Here is a 17,288-nt window from a genome sequence, read left to right as displayed (position 1 = left end):
GCTGTTCGTGACACCACCCGGGACCATCCTCGCGGCATATGACGCCCCCTCGTCGTCGGCCCCTGCCCTCGGCACGGTCCCGTCCTCCGGCCCCGCCGGAGCTCCGCGCAGGGTCCCGACGTGGACCCGGTGATCGTGGTCGGGGCCGGACCGGTCGGTCTGGCCCTGGCCCTCGCCCTCGCCCGGCACGAGGTGCCGACCGTCGTCCTCGACGAGGGCTCCGGGCTCTGCCCCGAGGGCCCGCGCAGCGTCGTCCTCGGCGGCGACACCGCCTCCTTCCTCACCCGGATCGGCTACACCCGCGCCGTCTCCGACGCCGCCCGCTGGGACGCCTTCGCCATCTGGCGCCGCCGCCAGGAGGTGGTGCGCTACGACCTCACCGACGAGACCGTCCTCCACCTGCCGCAGCACCGCCTGCAGCGCGGGCTGCGCGACGCCCTCACCGCCACCCCGCTGGTCCGGCTCGTCCCGCTCAACCGGGTCACCGAGCTCGAACAGGACCGCGACGGCGTCAGCGTCCGCACCCACAACCCGCAGGACGGCACCGGCACCTGGTGGCGCGGCAGCCATCTGGTCGGCTGCGACGGCGCCCGCTCGGCCGTCCGCAAACTGCTGAAGGTCCGCTTCCCCGGCCGGCCCGCCGTCGACCGCAACGCCATCGCCACCGTCCGCGTCGACCTGCCGTTCACCGGGGCCCGGCTGCACCGCGAACCCCCGTGGCGCGGCGACCGCGAGGCCTCCGCCCGCCCACTGCCCGACGGCGTCTGGCGGCTCGACTGGCGGCTGCCCCCCGGCCGACCCGCCCCCACCGAGCCCGTCGACCCGCACGCCACCTGGCCCGGCGTCGTCACCGGCGACACCCTGCTGACCCGTGTCACCTCCGCGCTCACCGGCTGGTGCGGCGAACTCCCGCGCTACGAGCTGCTCGCCGCCGCCGACCACACCGCCCAGCAGCGGCTCGCCGCCCGCTTCCGGGTCGGCCGCTGCTTCCTCGCCGGCGACGCCGCCCACCTGCACGGCGCCCTCGGCATGCAGAACCTCGCCGACGGGCTGCGCGACGCCGACAACCTCGCCTGGCGCCTCGCCCTCGCCTGGCACCTGCACTCCGGCGGGCCGCAGCCCGGCGGCTCTCTGCTCGACGGCTACGAGGCCGAACGGCGCGGCGCCGTCGGCGCCCGGCTGCGCGCCGTCGACCAGGCCATGCCGCTGCTGCGGCCGCTGCGCGGCTGGCAGGCCACCCGGCGCTCGCTGTTCACCGGCTCCTTCCGCAAGCACGCCCCGCTGCTCGCCGACGGCCAGCTCGGCACCGGGCGCTTCGGCGGCGCCCCCGCGTACCCGGCCGCGCCCTCCGGCGTCCCCGGGCGCGTCCCGGTCCAGCGGGGCGGGCGCAGCACCACCTCGCTCAGCGAACTGCTGCCCGCCACCGCGCCCGGCGTGCTCGTCCCCGACCTGCCGGTGCTGTCCACCGAGGGCACCCCGGACAGCCTGCACGCCCGGCTCGGCGCCGACTTCCTGCTGCTGCTGGTCGCGCCCGGCACCGCCGTCTGGTCCGCCGAGCACTGGCTGGGCGCCGGGCTGATGCCCCGGCTCGCGGAGGTCGCCGCGGCGCTGCCGGTGCCCGCCGAGGTGCTGGTCACCGAGGACTACCCGGGCGCCGGTCCGCACACCGTGCTGCTCATCCGCCCCGACGGCCACCTGGTCGGCGTCACCCACGGCGCCGCGGTCGAGGACCTCCAGGCGCTCGCCGACCGGGCCCGCGGCGGGCCTGCCCCGCTGGAGTCGGCCCCGGACGGCAACGGTGACGACCACCGGGCCGGCGCCGCGCAGTCGGGCACCGGTGCGCAGTCGAATGCCGGCGCGCAGTCGAGTGCCGGTGCGGGCGCGGTCGTCCCCGGGGCGACCGTCGACTCCTCCGCCGCGCCGCCCCGGTGACCCGGCTCTCCTGTACCGGCGCCACCGGCTCCCGGCCGTCCGGCCCCTGGGCGGGCCGGAGCCCGGGTCACTCCCCGTCGTTCCAGGGCTCTGCGTACCCGTCCGCGCCGGAGCCGCCCCCGTCGTCCTCGGCGTCCAGTACCTCCCGGACCACCCGGAAGGCCAGGCCCTCCGGATAGCCGCGGCGGGCGAGCACGCCGACCAGCCGGCGCGTGCGGACCTGCCGGTCCAGCCCGCCGGTCGACCGCAGCTTGCGTTCCACCAGGGCCCGGGCCGCCTCGGTCTCGTCGTCCTGGTCGACCTGGGCCACCGCCCGCTCGACCGCCTCTCCGGTCACTCCGCGGGTGCGCAGCTCCTGGGCCAGGGCCCGCCGGGAGAGCCCGCGGACACTGTGCCGGGACTCCACCCAGGCCAGCGCGAAGGCGGCGTCGTCGATCAGCCCGACCTCCTCCAGCCGGTCGAGCACCTGCGCGGCGACCTCGTCCGGGATCTCGCGCTTGCGCAGTGCGTCGGCGAGCTGTTTGCGGGTCTTGGCCGCGCCGGTGAGCAGGCGCAGGCAGATGTCGCGGGCCCGGGTCTCGGGGTCGGCCGTCTCCTCGGCCTTGGCCCGGCCGCGCGCGGACCCGCCGCGCCCGGCGGTGCGGTCGCGCCTCGACCCGTCGTCGTGCGGGCCGGTTGCACCGGGGTCGGTGTCGTAGCGGCCGGGGCCGTCCGGCCCGTCCGCGTACGGCCCGTGGTCGTCCGGCCCGTCGTCCGGGGTCGCGGCCGAGGCCCGCGCGCCGCGGGTGCCCCGGGTACTGCGGTTGCCGCCGGTGGCCGTGCGCCGACCGCGCCGGGAGCGGCCCGCCGCGGGGGCGCCGTCCTCACGGTACGGCTCACCGCCGGGCCCGTCCTCGTCGTACGGGACCGCAGCGGACCGGCCTCCGCCGTACGGGGCCCCGGCACACGAGTCGTCGTCGGTCCGCGGCGCCCCGGTCGGCGCGGCCTCCTCCTGCACGGCCGTCCGGCGCCGGCGGCGGCCGGTGGGCAGCTCGGAGGCCGGGACCAGCCCGAGGGCCGGCGGCCCTGCCACCGGCCCGCCAGGGTCGTCGGCCGCCCGCCCGGTGCCCGTCTTCCCCGCGGTCCGGACGGTACGGTCCGTCCGCTTCGGCCGTGCGGGAGCACCGGCAGCGGCGACGCTCCCGATGGGCACGGCGGCCGAGGCCCGGGAGTCGGCCGCCCCCCGGCGGCCCTCCGGCTCCGGGGGGAGCCAGTTCTCCATCGGCTCCGGCGGCGGGGCCGGCTCCTGCACCGGCTCCCACCCGGGCGCGGCGACGGCGGCGAACCAGTCCGGCGGCCCGTGGTCGTCGTCCGGCCCGGTGGCGCCGGTCGGCCCCTTGCTGTGGTGCTGCGTCAACGGCTCAGGCCTTGGCGGCTGCCGCCGTCTTCTTCGCCGCGGCCGTCTTGGCGGCGGTCGCGGCGATCGGCTTGGCGGCACCGTCGGCGTCCGGCGCCTCACCCTCGGCGGGCTCGTCCTGCTTGGGGCCGATACCGAGCTTGCCCTTGATCTTCCGCTCGATCTCGTCCGCCAGCTGCGGGTTGTCGCGCAGGAAGTTGCGGGCGTTCTCCTTGCCCTGGCCCAGCTGGTCGCCCTCGTAGGTGTACCAGGCGCCCGACTTGCGGATGAAGCCGTGCTCCACGCCCATGTCGATGAGGCCGCCCTCGCGGCTGATGCCGACGCCGTAGAGGATGTCGAACTCGGCCTGCTTGAACGGCGCGGCGACCTTGTTCTTGACGACCTTGACGCGGGTGCGGTTGCCGACCGCCTCGGTGCCGTCCTTCAGGGTCTCGATCCGGCGGATGTCGAGGCGGACGGAGGCGTAGAACTTGAGCGCCCGGCCACCGGTCGTGGTCTCCGGCGAGCCGAACATGACGCCGATCTTCTCGCGGAGCTGGTTGATGAACACCGCGGTGGTGTTCGACTGGTTCAGCGCACCGGCGATCTTGCGCAGCGCCTGGCTCATCAGGCGGGCCTGCAGACCGACGTGCGAGTCGCCCATCTCGCCCTCGATCTCCGCCCGCGGCACGAGCGCCGCCACGGAGTCGATGATCACCAGGTCGATCGCGCCGGAGCGGATCAGCATGTCGGTGATCTCCAGGGCCTGCTCACCGGTGTCCGGCTGGCTGACCAGCAGGGCGTCGGTGTCGACGCCGAGCTTCTTGGCGTACTCGGGGTCGAGCGCGTGCTCCGCGTCCACGAACGCGACCGTGCCGCCGGCCCGCTGGGCGTTGGCCGCCAGGTGCAGGGTCAGCGTGGTCTTGCCGGAGGACTCGGGGCCGTAGATCTCGACGACCCGGCCGCGCGGGATGCCGCCGACGCCGAGGGCGACGTCCAGCGCGGTGGATCCGGTCGAGATCACGTCGATCGGCTCGTTGGCCTTCTCGCCCAGGCGCATCACCGAGCCCTTGCCGAACTGCCGCTCGATCTGGGCGAGTGCGGTCTCTAGGGCCTTCTCGCGGTCCGTACCTGCCATGGCTTCCACCCTCGGGTTCTGTGCTGTGCGCTTCATCGTTCTCGACGCTAGCGCGTCCCACCGACAATCGGGCCCGAGCCGGGCTCAGCCTGTGGAAAACTCCTCGCCGGAGAGTACAAAGAACATCTGTTCGATTCAAGCGAAGATCGTTCGACGGATGTTCGAATCACTGCTTCCCGCCCTTGTCCTCCCCGTCCCGACCTGCGCCTTCGTCCTTCTTCCCGGGAGCCTCGCCCCCGCTGCGCACGATCCGGCGCAACCGGCGCGCGGTCTCCCGACGGCGCTCGCGGCGGCGCCTGCGCTCCGCCCCGCGGTCGATCCGGGGGTCGGTGGCCACCTCGTAGCGGCGCACGTAGGTGCCGACGAAGCCCTGCAGGGTGGCCGCCGCGGGGATGGCGATCAGTGCGCCGACGGCGCCGAGCAGCGCGGCTCCCGCGATCACCGAGCCGAAGGCCACCGCCGGGTGCACGTCCACCGTCCTGGCGGTGATCCTCGGGTGCAGCAGGTAGTTCTCGATCTGCTGGTAGACGACCACGAAGGCGAGCACCCAGAGCGCGTCCACCGGCTCCACGGTCAGCGCGACCAGCACCGGCAGCGCCCCGGCGAGGTAGGTGCCGATGGTCGGCACGAACTGCGACATCACGCCGACCCAGACCGCCAGCGCCGCCGCGTACGGCAGGTCGATCACCGCGAACATGATCCAGTGCGCCAGCGACGAGACCACCGCGAGCAGCGCCCGCGAGTAGAGGTAGCCGCCGGTCTTGGCCAGCGCGATCTCCCAGGCCCGCAGCACCTCGCCCTGCTTGGCGGGCGGCAGCATCGAGCAGACCGTCCGGCGCACCCGGGGCCCGTCGGCGGTGAAGTAGAAGGTGAACAGGCCGACCGTGAACACCTTGAACAGCCCGCCGATCACCGTGCTGGAGACGCCCCAGACGTTGTCGGCGGCCTGCTGCACGTACGTCTCGATGTTGCCGGAGTCCTTGAGCAGCCGCTGCTGCAGCTCGTCCAGCGAGAGGTTCTGGTGGAACGTCTCGTTGAACCAGGCGATCAGGCTCTGCAGCAGGTTCGGCAGATCGCCGGCGATCTTGGCGACCTGGTCGACCAGCAGGGTGCCGAGCGCGGTCAGGAAGCCGCCGACCGCGACCACGACGGCGACGAAGACCAGGAAGGTGCCGACCCCGCGGCGTACGCCCCGGGCCGCCATCCGGTCGACGGCCGGCTCCAGCGCCAGTGAGAGGAAGAACGAGACCAGCAGGATCACCAGCAGGTCGATCAGCTGGTGGAAGGCCCAGTCGGCGAGCTTGAACAGCCCGACCAGCATCAGGGCCATCACCATCGCCCGGGGCAGCCAGCGCGGCATCCCGGCGGCCCACGACCCGTTCGCGGGCGGGGCGGGCGGCGGGCCCGCGGCCTTGTCGCCGGCCTGCGGCGACCTGTCCGGATTCTGGGGTTCTGCGCTGCTTGCCACCCGAACAGTTTCACCCATGCGCCGCAGCGGCCCGCCGCGCGGGGTGGCGGGCCGCGACGATCCGCAGGCTGCGGCGCCGGGACGGGCGCGCGAGGGGCGGCGCGGGCGGGTGTGCGGGCGGACGCGCGGGGGTCAGCGCAGCAGGGACGAGACGCCCTGGGTGTCGCAGACGACCCGCCAGACGTCCTTCGCCTCCCAGCCTGCGTCGAGGGCCTGACGGACCGTCCGCCCGCCGAGTCCGCTCATCACGTGGTCGGACGCGAAGGACTCCGCGTAGGCCGCACCGAAGTGCTCGTACATCCGCCGCCAGAACTCCGTGAGCCTCATGCCCCCCAGTATCGCCGACCGCTCAACGGGCGCGCCGGGCCCAGTCCTGCACCGTCAGCGCGTATTCGACCTCGCCGTGCTCGCTGCCGGGAAGGGGCTCCGGCCACTCCTCGTGGAAGGTACGGACGTAGCCGAGCCCGGCCTTCTCCATCACCCGCCGGGAGCCCGCGTTCACCGCCATGGTGTACGCGACGACCCGCTCGACGCCGAGCTCGGTGAAGCCGCGCCCGATCAGCGCGCGGGCGCCCTCGGTGGCCAGCCCCCGGCCCCAGGCGGCCCGCCGCAGCCGGTAGCCGAGCTCGACCTCGCCGGGCTCCGCGTGGTCCGGCGGCCGGAACTCGAACCAGCCGAGGAACTCCCCGCCGGACCGCTCCTCGGCGGCCCACCAGCCGAGCGTCTCCCCGTACCGCTCGTAGTACTCGGCGTACAGCGGCAGGATCTCCCGCTCCACCACCTCCCGCGGGGTGGCCCGCCCGCCGCTGAGGTGGCGCATCACCTCGGGGTCGGCGTCCAGCTCCACCAGGCGTTCGGTGTCGGCGGTGGTGAAGCGGCGGAGCACCAGGCGCTCGGTGGTCAGGAATACCGTCATCCCCCGATCCTCGCCGACCGGCCGCCCGCCCGGCACCCGGATTTCCGCCGGACCCGCCCCGCCCGGGCGGCAGGATCGGCCGGACAGGACCTACTGGCGCGGCAGGACGAGCGCGCCCGCCCCGAAGTACTCCCGTCCGCCGCAGCCCACCGGTCCCGGCGGGCAGGCCGCCGCCGCGGTGTCGGCGAGCAGGGCGGCCAGCCGGTCGGCGCCGTAGTCGGGGTGCAGGGCGGCGGCCACCGCGACGGCGCCGGTGACGTGCGCGGCGGACATCGAGGTGCCGGCCAGCGCGGCGTACTGGCCGCCGGGCCAGTCGGAGACGATCGCGCCCTGGGTGCCGCCGTCCGGGTCGCCGCCGGGGGCCGCCAGCGAGACCTTGCCGCGCCCGTAGTTGGAGTAGGCGGACGGGCCGCCGTCGCGGTCCACCGCGGTGACCGTGACGACGCCGGGCAGCTCGCCGGGCAGCCGGATGCACTCGGTGCCCAGGTAGCGGCTCTCGGCGGGGCCGGAGGTGCGGTCGTTGGGGCTGCGGTCGTCGGCGCGGTCGGCGGTGAGGTCCTGGCCGTCGTTACCGGCCGAGGCGACCACCACCGCGCCCTGCCGCTGCGCGTAGGCGGCGGCCCGGGCGACGGCCGCGGTCACCGCGGCCTGGTCGGGGTCGTCCGGGCAGTTGTACTTCCACGGGTCGGCGAAGTAGCTGTTGTTGATCGCCTTGGCGCCGTGGTCGGCGGACCAGAGCATGCCGCAGACGATGTTCTCCGGGTAGTACTGGCCGAGCGGCCCCAGCAGCCGGACCGCGGCGATCCGCACGCCCGGGGCGACCCCGCTGACCCCGTGCCCGTCCCGGGCGGCCCCGACGATACCGGCCACGTGGGTGCCGTGGCCGCTCTCGCCGACCCCCTCGTCGGGCCGCCAGGCGCCGTCCCGGGCGTCCGGCCGGCCGTCGGCGCAGGAGGCCGAGTTCCCCGGGTCTACGGCGGCGCGCAGATCGGGGTGGGTGTCGTCGACCCCGGAGTCGAGCACCGCGACCAGCACCCGGCGCAGTTCCTCGGAGGAGGGCGTGCCGGCCTCGGCACCGGGGGTGCGCAGCAGGGCGGAGGCGTCGCCGGTCGGGGGCCCGGCCGCACCGACGGCGGCGGTGTTCCAGCCGTCCCGCTCGCCCGGGTCGGGGACGGTGGGGGTGGTGTCGTCGGCGCCGTCGGTGCCCGCGCGGGCGGCGTCGCCGAAGGAGCCGACGCCGTCCAGCGGGCGGGGCGGGGTGGGCACCGGCGCGGTCCGGGTGGCTCCGACGGCGGCCATCCCGGGCCGGCTGCGGACCTGCTCGGCGAAGGCGCCGGTGGCGTACGCGAGGACGGCGCCGATCTGCGGGTACTCCTGGACGACGTGTCCGCCGGCGGAGCGGGCCTCGGCGGCGGCCCGGGCGGCGCCGGCGGCGTTCTCCTCCTCGGCGAGCACCAGGTAGCTGAGGTAGTCGCGGCCGGGTCCGGCGACGTACGGGACGGCGCCGCCGAGGACGAGCGCGGTCAGCAGCATCGCGAGGAGCACCTGGACGGCCCGGTGCCCGCCGGCGCCCGCGCGGTACCCGCCGACCCGGGGACCGCTGCCGGGCAGCTGTTCCGGTGCCATCGCACGGCCTCCGCTCGTCGGTCCCGTTGATCACGGGGGGATCACGGCCTGAAACATCACCATATGAGTCGATTATCCGTTCTGCCCATTTTCGCCCACTTCGCCGGTGGCGACCCTGCCCCGCCCCCGCACGACTTGACCGCCCCGAACCGCACCCTGCCGCGCCCGCCCCGGACCCGGGCACCGAACCCCGCCCCCGAACGCCCGCCCGTTGTCAGTGCCACCCGGCACCATGGGGGCATGGCACCGCGCACCCCGAGCCAGCAGCCCGCCGACCCCCTGGACGGCTTCGCCCCCGCCACCAGGGCCTGGTTCACGGGTGCCTTCACCGCGCCCACCGCCGCCCAGACCGAGGCCTGGCGGGCCATCCGGCGCGAGACGGACGTCCTGGTGGTCGCGCCCACCGGCTCCGGCAAGACCCTGGCCGCCTTCCTCTCCGCACTGGACCGCCTCAGCAGCACCCCACCGCCCGCCGAGCCGGCCCGCCGCTGCCGGGTCCTCTACATCTCGCCGCTCAAGGCCCTCGCGGTCGACGTCGAGCGCAACCTGCGCGCCCCGCTGGCCGGGCTGCGCCAGGCCGCCGTCCGACTCGGCCTGCCCGAGCCGGAGGTCCAGGTCGGCATCCGCTCCGGCGACACCCCCGCCGCCGACCGCCGCCGCTTCACCACCCACCCGCCGGACATCCTGATCACCACCCCCGAGTCGCTCTTCCTGCTGCTCACCTCCGCCGCCCGGGAGGCCCTGCGCGGCATCGACACGGTGATCCTGGACGAGGTGCACGCCGTCGCCGGCACCAAGCGCGGCGCCCATCTCGCGCTCTCCCTGGAGCGGCTGGACGAACTGCTGGAGCGCCCCGCCCGCCGGATCGGGCTCTCCGCCACCGTCCGCCCGGTCGAGGAGGTCGCCCGCTTCCTCAGCCCGCACCGCGGCGCCGCCGTCGTCCAGCCGCCGGCTGCCAAGGAGTTCGACCTGTCGGTGGTCGTCCCGGTCGCCGACCTCGACGACCTGCCCGCCGCCCCCGGCCCCTCCGACGACGGCACCGGCCCCGCCCCCGACCCCCGGCAGAACTCGGTCTGGCCGCACGTCGAGGAGCGGATCGTCGACCTCGTCCAGGCGCACCGCTCGACCATCGTCTTCGCCAACTCCCGCCGGCTGGCCGAGCGCCTCTGCAACCGGCTGAACGAGATCGCCCTCGAACGCGCCACCGGCGCCGCCCTCCCCGAGGCCCACGGCCCCGCCGCGCTGATGGGCGGCTCCGGCGCCGCCAAGGGCGCCCCGCCGGTCCTCGCCCGGGCCCACCACGGCTCCGTCTCCAAGGAGCAGCGCGCCCTCGTCGAGGAGGAGCTCAAGGCCGGCCGGCTGCCCGCCGTGGTCGCCACCTCCAGCCTGGAGCTGGGCATCGACATGGGCGCGGTCGAGCTGGTCGTCCAGGTGGAGTCGCCGCCCTCGGTGGCCTCCGGGCTGCAGCGCGTCGGCCGGGCCGGCCACCAGGTCGGCGCGGTCTCCACCGGCGTGGTCTTCCCCAAGTACCGGGGCGACCTCGTGCAGTCCGCGGTGGTCACCGAGCGGATGCGCGCCGGTCGGATCGAGGCGCTGCGGATCCCGCGCAACCCGCTGGACGTGCTCGCCCAGCAGCTGGTGGCGATCACCGCCCTGGACACCTGGCAGGTCGACGAGCTGCTCGACCTGGTCCGCCGGGCCGCGCCGTTCGCCACCCTGCCGCAGTCCGCGTTCGAGGCCGTGCTCGACATGCTGGCCGGCCGCTACCCGTCCGACGCCTTCGCCGAACTGCGCCCCCGCCTGGTCTGGGACCGCGTGGCCGGCACCGTGACCGGCCGCCCCGGCGCCCAGCGCCTGGCCGTCACCTCCGGCGGCACCATCCCCGACCGCGGCCTGTTCGGGGTGTTCATCGCCGGCTCCGACGCCAAGAAGGGCGGCGGACGGGTCGGCGAGCTCGACGAGGAGATGGTCTACGAGTCCCGGGTGGGGGACGTCTTCACCCTCGGCACCACCTCCTGGCGGATCGAGGACATCACCCACGACCGGGTGCTGGTCACCCCCGCCCCCGGCGTCCCCGGCCGGCTCCCGTTCTGGAAGGGCGACGCCCTCGGCCGCCCGCTGGAGCTCGGCCGCGCCCTCGGCGCCTTCGTCCGCGAGATCGGCGGCCTGGCCCCGGAGGCCGCCCGCGAGCGGCTCCGGCAGGCCGGCCTCGACACCTGGGCCGCCGACAACCTGCTCGACTACCTCGCCGAGCAGCGCACCGCCTGCGGCCACCTCCCGGACGACCGCACCATCGTCGTGGAGCGCTTCCGGGACGAGCTCGGCGACTGGCGGATCGTCGTCCACTCCCCGTTCGGCGCCCAGGTGCACGCCCCCTGGGCGCTCGCCCTGGCCGCCCGGCTGCGCGAGAAGCACGGCCTCGACCCGCAGGTGATGCACGCCGACGACGGCATCGTGCTCCGCCTCCCGGACGCCGACCTGCTCGGCCTCGACTTCGACCTGCGCGCCCCGGTCGACCGCCCGGCCGCCGACGACGCCCCGGTCGGCGCCGACGCCACTCTGTTCGACCCCGCCGAGATCGAGCAGCTGGTCACCGACCAGGTCGGCGGCTCCGCGCTGTTCGCCTCGCGCTTCCGCGAGTGCGCCGGCCGCGCCCTGCTGCTCCCCCGCCGCAGCCCCGGCAAGCGCACCCCGCTCTGGCAGCAGCGCCGGCGCGCCGCGCAGCTGCTGGAGGTCGCCGCCGAGTACGGCTCCTTCCCGATCGTCCTGGAGGCCGTCCGCGAGTGCCTGCAGGACGTCTTCGACGTGCCCGGGCTGGTCGAGCTGATGGGGGACCTCGAATCCCGCGCGGTCCGGCTGGTGGAGGTCACCACCCCCGAGCCCTCACCGTTCGCCCGCTCGCTGCTGTTCGGCTACGTCGCCCAGTTCCTCTACGAGGGGGACTCCCCGCTCGCCGAGCGCCGGGCCGCCGCGCTCTCCCTCGACTCCCGGCTGCTCTCCGAGCTCCTCGGCCAGGCCGAGCTGCGCGAGCTGCTCGACCCGGCCGTGCTCGCCGAGCTGGAGGCCGAGCTGCAGCGGCTCACCGCGGACCGGCGGATCAAGGACGCCGAGGGGGTCGCCGACGCGCTGCGCCTGCTCGGCCCGCTCTCCGAGGCCGAGCTCACCGCCCGCGGCGCCGAACCGCTCTGGGTACTCGAACTCGAAGCCGCCCGCCGGGTGATCCAGGTCCGGATCGCCGGCGAGCAGCGCTGGGCCGCGATCGAGGACGCCGGCCGGCTGCGCGACGCCCTCGGCACCCCGCTGCCGGTCGGCGTCCCCGAGGCGTTCACCGAACCGGTCAAGGACCCGCTCGGCGACCTGCTCGCCCGGCACGCCCGCACCCACGGCCCCTTCACCGCCGCCGAGGCCGCCGGACGCTTCGGGCTCGGCACCGCCGTCGTCACCGGCACCCTGCACCGGCTCACCGCCGCGGGCCGGCTGGTCCAGGGCGAGTTCCGGCCGGTCGAGGGCCACACCGCCGCCGTCGAGTGGTGCGACGCCGAGGTGCTGCGCCGGCTGCGCCGCCGCTCCCTGGCCGCCCTGCGCCAGGAGGTCGAGCCGGTGCCGCCGCGCGCCCTGGCCGCCTTCCTCCCGCAGTGGCAGCACCTGGCCGGCCACCGGCTGCGCGGCCCGGACGGCCTGATCCGGGTCGTCGAGCAGCTCCAGGGCGCCGCCCTGCCCGCCTCCGCGCTGGAGAAGCTGGTCCTCCCGGCCCGGCTCACCGACTACTCCCCCGGCCTGCTGGACGAGCTGATGGCGGCCGGGGAGATCGGCTGGTCGGGCGCGGGCGCGCTGCCCGGCAAGGACGGCTGGATCAGCCTGCACCTCGCCGAGAACGCCCACCTGCTGCGCCCCGAGCCCGTCCCGCCCACCGTCACCCCCGTCCACACCGCCCTGCTGGAGGCCCTGGCGGGCGGCTACGGCCTGTTCTTCCGCCAGTTGGCCGACCGGCTGGCCGAGCAGCTGCCGGACACCCCGCTGCCCGCCGTCGTAGAGGCGCTCTGGGACCTCGCCTGGGCCGGGTACGTCAGTAACGACACCCTGGCCCCGCTGCGCGCCCTGCTCGGCTCCGGGCGGACGGCCGGGGCCACCGCCCACCGGGCCCCCCGGGCCACCCCGCGGGGCCGCTACGGCGGTGCCGGGCGGGGGCTGGGCCGTCCCGGGGGCGCGCTGCGCTCGGGCCCGCCCACGGTGGCGGGCCGCTGGTTCCTGCTGCCCGCCCCGGTGGCCGACCCGACGGTGCGGGCCACCGCCGAGGCCCAGTGCCTGCTGGACCGGCACGGCCTGCTCACCCGCGGCACGGTGACGGCCGAGCGGGTGCCCGGCGGCTTCGCCGGCGTCTACCGGGTGCTGTCCGCCATGGAGGAGCGCGGCCGGACCCGTCGCGGCTACTTCGTGGAGGGCCTGGGCGGCGCCCAGTTCGCCATGGACGGCGCGGCCGACCGGCTGCGCTCGGTGAGCGGACGGCTGGAGCGCTCGCGCGCCACCGAGTGGCCGGGCAGCACCCCCGCCGAGCCGCCGCAGGTGCTGGTGCTGGCCGCCGCCGACCCGGCGAACGCCTACGGCGCCGCACTGGCCTGGCCCGAGCCGCCGACCGCCGAGGGCGCCACGGACGGCAGGGCGCACCGCCCGGGCCGCAAGGCGGGTGCCCTGGTGGTCCTGGTCGACGGGGAGCTGGTGCTGTACGTCGAGCGCGGCGGCAAGTCCCTGCTGGCCTGGACGCAGGACGACGGCGTGCTCGGCCTCGCCACCTCGGCGCTGGCCGGCGCGGTGCGCGGGGGCGCGCTGGGCGGCGTCACCGTGGAGCGGGCCAACGGCGAGCCCGCGCTCGGCTCGCCGCTCGGCGCCGCCCTGGAGCAGGCCGGCTTCCACCCGACCCCGCGCGGGCTGCGGCTGCGCCCCTGAGGGCGGTCCGGGCCGCGGGCCCCGAGGGACGACGACGGCCGCGGGGTCTGGCCCCGCGGCCGTCGTTCACATCGTTTTCTGCGTCACCGCACACGCGCACGGTCGGCGTACCTCACCCGTTCGGGGACGGCTGCTCCGTCGGAGCGGCCGGCTCACCCGTCCGGCGGACCGGCCCGGTGGCCAGTCGGTCGGCGTGGACGGGGATCAGCCCCAGTCCCCAGCCGCCGGCCGCCAGCAGCGCCGGCGCGGCACCGTCCGGCAGCACTCCGCGGCCGGTCAGCAGCCAGCAGGCCGCCACGGCGGCGACCGCCGACAGTGCCGGCCCGAGCCGCCGGGGCACCGCGTGCCCCAGTAGCAGGCCGAGCCGTATTCGGACCCCGGTGCACACCACGGAAGCACTCCGCACAGCTGCCCTCCTTCGCTCGCCCCGGGCACAGGCGCCCGGATCGAGGCCAGGTCAGGCCGCGACCACGTCCATGGCGGCGGCCTTGGGCGAGAGGTTCGCCCGGTCGGCGCCGGGGGCGGGCAGCTGAACCGGTTCGAGCACCGGCCTCAGCAGATCACCTTCGGAGAGGGTGGCCATCGCCGCAAGTTCGGCGAGCGAGAGCTCGTCGCTGACCTCGCGCATGACCTCGGACATGCGGACGTCGAGGGCGTCGCAGATCGCGGAGAGCAGCTCCGAGGAGGCCTCCTTCTGACCCCGCTCGACCTCGGAGAGGTAACCGAGCGAAACCCTGGCGGCTGCCGACACCTCGCGGAGTGTGCGGCCCTGGCGCTGGCGCTGCCGACGCAGTACATCGCCCAGTAGGCGACGGAGCAGGATCATCGGTGCCTCCCTCCTCGGACTGCGGATCGAGATGTCACGCCCCCACCGTACCGCCTTGCCCGCGTCGCGTGCGGGGACCGTGGTCGTGTTCACTCTGGGCTGCAAGGCTGTCCCCTCCCCATCGTCGGTGTCGCACCCGGCCTTTCGGGCCCGCCGCCGTACCCGCCCGGCGGCACCCCGTCACCGCCGCGCCATTCCTTCGCCACCTGGTTTCTGCCCAACCAGGCCCATCGATGTAACACGATCCTCCAGCTGTGCATGCCGTTGCGCCAGTTCGGCAGATCTCGGTTCGGTGGAGATCCCGTACGGCGTGCGGGTCGGCGGCGATCCGGCCGTGCCCCGCGCGGTGCCCCGGTGGTGCGCGGCGGAGCCGTCAGCGCTCCGGCGCACCCGACGGGAGCCGCCCGACGAGCAGCTCCAGGGCGGACGCGACCGCCCTGCGACGGATTGTGGCACGCTCCCCGGACAACCGTGGCGAACTGACCAGAGTTCCCCCCGGACCGGCCAGCGCGAGGTGTACGGTACCGACCGGCTGCCCGTCCTGCGGGTCCGGTCCGGCCACCCCGGTCGTCGCGAGCCCGTAGGTGGCCCCGAGCAGCCGCCGCACCCCCTCGGCCATCTGCCGCGCCACCACGGGGTGGACCGCCCCGTGCACGGCCAGCAGGCCCTCGTCCACCCCGAGCACCGAGGCCTTCAGCTCGGTGGCGTACGCGGTGACCGAGCCGCGGAAGGTCGCGGAGGCCCCGGGGACGTCCACGAGGGCGGCGGCGAGCAGTCCGCCGGTCAGCGACTCTGCGACGGCCACCGTGGCGCCGGCCTCGCGCAGTGCGGCGTGCGCCCGTGCGGCCAGCTCGGCGTCGTCCCCCTGGGGCATCCCGGTCATCGTCCCTCGCGCTCCGCCGCCAGTCCCTCGCGCCGCAGCCGCAGCGCCTGGTTGACGTAGTCCAGTGCGGTGCCCACGGTCAGCAGGACCGCCACCGCCATCAGTACGGCCCGGGCGGTGGCCAGCCAGCCGGTCAGCTCCAGGACGTACATGCCGACGGCGATGCCCTGGGTGAGCGTCTTCAGCTTGCCGCCCCGGCTGGCCGGGATCACGCCGTAGCGGATCACCCAGAACCGCATCAGGGTGATGCCGAGCTCGCGGGCGAGGATGACCACGGTGACCCACCACGGGAGGTCGCCGAGCACCGAGAGGCCGATCAGCGCCGAGCCCATGATCGCCTTGTCCGCGATCGGGTCGGCGATCTTGCCGAAGTCGGTGACCAGGCCCTTGCGGCGGGCCAGTTCGCCGTCGAAGAGGTCGGTGATCATCGCGATCGCGAAGGAGGCCCAGGCCACCGCGCGCCACTTGGGGTTGTGCCCGCCGTCGGCGAAGAGCAGCGCCACGAAGACCGGCACCAGCAGCAGCCGCAGCATGGTGAGCATGTTCGCGATGTTCCAGATGCCCGGGGCCGGGGGCGCCGCGGCCTCCGGTCGGTCCGGGTGGGCCGCGGCCGGGGCGCCGGGCCCCTTGGTCATGCTCCGGCTCCCGGCGCCTCGGCCCCCGGAGCCCCGGGGAGGCGGACCTGCTCGAGCGCCTCGGCGACCAGGTCGACGCCCTCGCTGGCCACCACCCGGGCGCGCCAGAACTGGCCGACCTCGGGGTGCTCGACGCCGGTGAGGGTGGTCAGGCCGTCCGTCTCGGGCGCCTGGTGGCCGGCCCGGCCCTCGACCTCGCCGTCCTCGACGGACTCGATCAGCACCTCGACCTCGGTGCCGATCCGCTGCTCGGCGCGCTGCGCGGTCATCTCCTCGGCGAGCCGGGTGAGCCGGTCCAGCCGGTCCGCGACGACGTCCTCGGGAAGCTTGCCGTCGTAGGTCGCGGCCTCGGTGCCGTCCTCGTCGGAGTAGCCGAAGACGCCGATCGCGTCCAGGCCGGCGTTCGCGACGAAGCGCTCCAGCTCGGCGAAGTCCTCCTCGGTCTCCCCGGGGAAGCCGACGATGAAGTTGGAGCGGGCGCCGGCCTGCGGGGCCTTGGAGCGGATCGTCCCGAGCAGCTCCAGGAACTGGTCGGTGGAGCCGAAGCGGCGCATCCGGCGCAGCACCGCGGGCGCGGAGTGCTGGAAGGACAGGTCGAAGTAGGGCACCACGTCGGCGGTGCCGGTCATCGCGTCGATCAGGCCGGGCCGCATCTCGGCGGGCTGCAGGTAGGAGACCCGCACCCGCTCGACGCCCTCGATGGCGGAGATGTCGCCGAGCAGGGTCTCCAGCAGCCGGATGTCCCCGAGGTCCTTGCCGTACGAGGTGTTGTTCTCGCTGACCAGGACGATCTCGCGGACGCCCTCGCCGGCCAGCCACTGCGCCTCGTGCAGCACGTCGGAGGGGCGGCGGGAGATGAAGGAGCCGCGGAAGGCCGGGATGGCGCAGAAGGAACATCGCCGGTCGCAGCCGGAGGCGAGCTTGACCGAGGCGACCGGGCTGGCGTCGAGCCGCTTGCGCAGGGTGCGCGGGCCGGAGGCCGGGGCGACGCCCTCGGGGAGGTCCTCGGGGGCGCCGTGGCCGGGGAGGGCGACCTCCTCGGCGGCGGCCTGCCGCTCGGCCGGGCTGATCGGCAGCAGCTTGCGGCGGTCGCGCGGGATGTGCGGGGCGTGGTGGCCGCCGGACAGGATGGTCTGCAGGCGGTCGGAGATGTCGGCGTAGTCGTCGAAACCGAGCACGCCGTCCGCCTCGGGCAGCGCGTCGGCGAGCTCCTTGCCGTACCGCTCGGCCATGCAGCCGACCGCGACGACGGCCTGGGTGCGGCCGTGCCCCTTGAGGTCGTTGGCCTCCAGCAGGGCGTCGACCGAGTCCTTCTTGGCGGCCTCGACGAAGCCGCAGGTGTTGACGACGGCGACGTCGGCGTCGGAGGCGTCGTCGACCAGCTGCCAGCCGTCGGCCTCCAGTCGCCCGGCGAGTTCCTCGGAGTCCACCTCGTTGCGGGCGCATCCGAGCGTGACAAGGGCGACAGTACGGCGTTCAGGCATAGGGCCAAGATTAACGCGCGGCCCCCGGTGCCGTTCGCCCCGGAGGCCGCGCGCCTCGGAT

13 protein-coding genes are annotated in these 17,288 nt (G+C 75.6%); 2 read left to right on the top strand and 11 right to left on the bottom strand.

Going from position 1 to position 17,288, the window contains the following annotated elements; translation table 11 throughout:
* The first annotated feature begins 120 nt into the window (after positions 1 to 120).
* Positions 121 to 1,932 carry an FAD-dependent monooxygenase gene (locus ACWGB8_RS07110; RefSeq protein WP_452211056.1) on the top strand — a complete coding sequence of 604 codons (1,812 nt, stop codon included), beginning with the start codon at positions 121 to 123 and terminating at the stop codon, positions 1,930 to 1,932.
* Positions 1,933 to 1,999: 67 nt separating this feature from the next.
* Here the strand turns inward: ACWGB8_RS07110 and ACWGB8_RS07105 are convergent, their stop codons facing one another.
* The 6 genes from ACWGB8_RS07105 to ACWGB8_RS07080 all read right to left on the bottom strand — a co-directional run bounded on the left by ACWGB8_RS07105 (position 2,000) and on the right by ACWGB8_RS07080 (position 8,455).
* Positions 2,000 to 3,328 (bottom strand): RecX family transcriptional regulator, encoded by a 1,329-nt coding sequence (locus tag ACWGB8_RS07105; RefSeq protein ID WP_452211055.1) that lies wholly within the window; start codon positions 3,326 to 3,328, stop codon positions 2,000 to 2,002.
* Between the two features lie 4 nt (positions 3,329 to 3,332).
* Positions 3,333 to 4,445 (bottom strand): recombinase RecA, encoded by a 1,113-nt coding sequence (gene recA, locus ACWGB8_RS07100; RefSeq protein WP_452211053.1) that lies wholly within the window; start codon positions 4,443 to 4,445, stop codon positions 3,333 to 3,335.
* Between the two features lie 166 nt (positions 4,446 to 4,611).
* Positions 4,612 to 5,913: an AI-2E family transporter gene (locus tag ACWGB8_RS07095; RefSeq protein WP_452211051.1), complete on the bottom strand. Its 1,302-nt coding sequence runs from the start codon at positions 5,911 to 5,913 to the stop codon at positions 4,612 to 4,614.
* 132 nt (positions 5,914 to 6,045) lie between these two features.
* A complete protein-coding gene (locus tag ACWGB8_RS07090; RefSeq protein WP_452211050.1) occupies positions 6,046 to 6,240 on the bottom strand; it encodes a DUF3046 domain-containing protein in 195 nt (64 codons plus the stop codon).
* 22 nt (positions 6,241 to 6,262) lie between these two features.
* The gene (locus ACWGB8_RS07085; RefSeq protein WP_452211048.1) at positions 6,263 to 6,829 is read right to left on the bottom strand and encodes a GNAT family N-acetyltransferase; all 567 of its coding nucleotides are present in this window, start codon (positions 6,827 to 6,829) and stop codon (positions 6,263 to 6,265) included.
* Positions 6,830 to 6,919: 90 nt separating this feature from the next.
* Positions 6,920 to 8,455: a S8 family peptidase gene (locus ACWGB8_RS07080; protein WP_452211047.1), complete on the bottom strand. Its 1,536-nt coding sequence runs from the start codon at positions 8,453 to 8,455 to the stop codon at positions 6,920 to 6,922.
* Positions 8,456 to 8,695: 240 nt separating this feature from the next.
* On the opposite strand from ACWGB8_RS07080, the gene ACWGB8_RS07075 reads away from it, so the two are divergent.
* Positions 8,696 to 13,399: an ATP-dependent helicase gene (locus ACWGB8_RS07075; protein ID WP_452211045.1), complete on the top strand. Its 4,704-nt coding sequence runs from the start codon at positions 8,696 to 8,698 to the stop codon at positions 13,397 to 13,399.
* Positions 13,400 to 13,511: 112 nt separating this feature from the next.
* On the opposite strand, the gene ACWGB8_RS07070 is transcribed toward ACWGB8_RS07075, so the two are convergent.
* The 5 genes from ACWGB8_RS07070 to rimO all read right to left on the bottom strand — a co-directional run bounded on the left by ACWGB8_RS07070 (position 13,512) and on the right by rimO (position 17,227).
* Entirely contained in the window at positions 13,512 to 13,805 is a 294-nt protein-coding gene (locus tag ACWGB8_RS07070; protein ID WP_452211043.1) for a hypothetical protein, read from the bottom strand.
* 51 nt (positions 13,806 to 13,856) lie between these two features.
* Entirely contained in the window at positions 13,857 to 14,225 is a 369-nt protein-coding gene (locus tag ACWGB8_RS07065) for a helix-turn-helix domain-containing protein (RefSeq protein WP_380732251.1), read from the bottom strand.
* Between the two features lie 373 nt (positions 14,226 to 14,598).
* The gene (locus ACWGB8_RS07060) at positions 14,599 to 15,099 is read right to left on the bottom strand and encodes a CinA family protein (protein WP_452211042.1); all 501 of its coding nucleotides are present in this window, start codon (positions 15,097 to 15,099) and stop codon (positions 14,599 to 14,601) included.
* 5 nt (positions 15,100 to 15,104) lie between these two features.
* On the bottom strand, positions 15,105 to 15,743 hold the full coding sequence (gene pgsA, locus ACWGB8_RS07055) for a CDP-diacylglycerol--glycerol-3-phosphate 3-phosphatidyltransferase (protein ID WP_452211040.1): 639 nt from the start codon (positions 15,741 to 15,743) through the stop codon (positions 15,105 to 15,107).
* Complete coding sequence (gene rimO / locus ACWGB8_RS07050; protein WP_452211038.1) at positions 15,740 to 17,227, bottom strand: 30S ribosomal protein S12 methylthiotransferase RimO; 1,488 nt, start codon at positions 17,225 to 17,227, stop codon at positions 15,740 to 15,742. The genes pgsA and rimO overlap by 4 nt, the downstream gene beginning before the upstream one ends.
* Positions 17,228 to 17,288: the final 61 nt, after the last annotated feature.

This window comes from Kitasatospora sp. NPDC054939 (genome assembly GCF_053610105.1).
Note: the sequence above shows the minus strand (reverse complement) of the source record. Positions and strands in the feature narration are given on the sequence as shown.

Excerpts from the sequence above, each read along its gene's own strand:
- ACWGB8_RS07075 (WP_452211045.1), top strand. The coding sequence starts at position 8,696 with ATGGCACCGCGCACCCCGAGCCAGCAGCCCGCCGACCCCCTGGACGGC.
- ACWGB8_RS07060 (WP_452211042.1), bottom strand. The coding sequence starts at position 15,099 with ATGCCCCAGGGGGACGACGCCGAGCTGGCCGCACGGGCGCACGCCGCA.
- ACWGB8_RS07065 (WP_380732251.1), bottom strand. The coding sequence starts at position 14,225 with ATGATCCTGCTCCGTCGCCTACTGGGCGATGTACTGCGTCGGCAGCGC.
- ACWGB8_RS07085 (WP_452211048.1), bottom strand. The coding sequence starts at position 6,829 with ATGACGGTATTCCTGACCACCGAGCGCCTGGTGCTCCGCCGCTTCACC.
- rimO (WP_452211038.1), bottom strand. The coding sequence starts at position 17,227 with ATGCCTGAACGCCGTACTGTCGCCCTTGTCACGCTCGGATGCGCCCGC.
- ACWGB8_RS07090 (WP_452211050.1), bottom strand. The coding sequence starts at position 6,240 with ATGAGGCTCACGGAGTTCTGGCGGCGGATGTACGAGCACTTCGGTGCG.
- ACWGB8_RS07080 (WP_452211047.1), bottom strand. The coding sequence starts at position 8,455 with ATGGCACCGGAACAGCTGCCCGGCAGCGGTCCCCGGGTCGGCGGGTAC.
- pgsA (WP_452211040.1), bottom strand. The coding sequence starts at position 15,743 with ATGACCAAGGGGCCCGGCGCCCCGGCCGCGGCCCACCCGGACCGACCG.
- recA (WP_452211053.1), bottom strand. The coding sequence starts at position 4,445 with ATGGCAGGTACGGACCGCGAGAAGGCCCTAGAGACCGCACTCGCCCAG.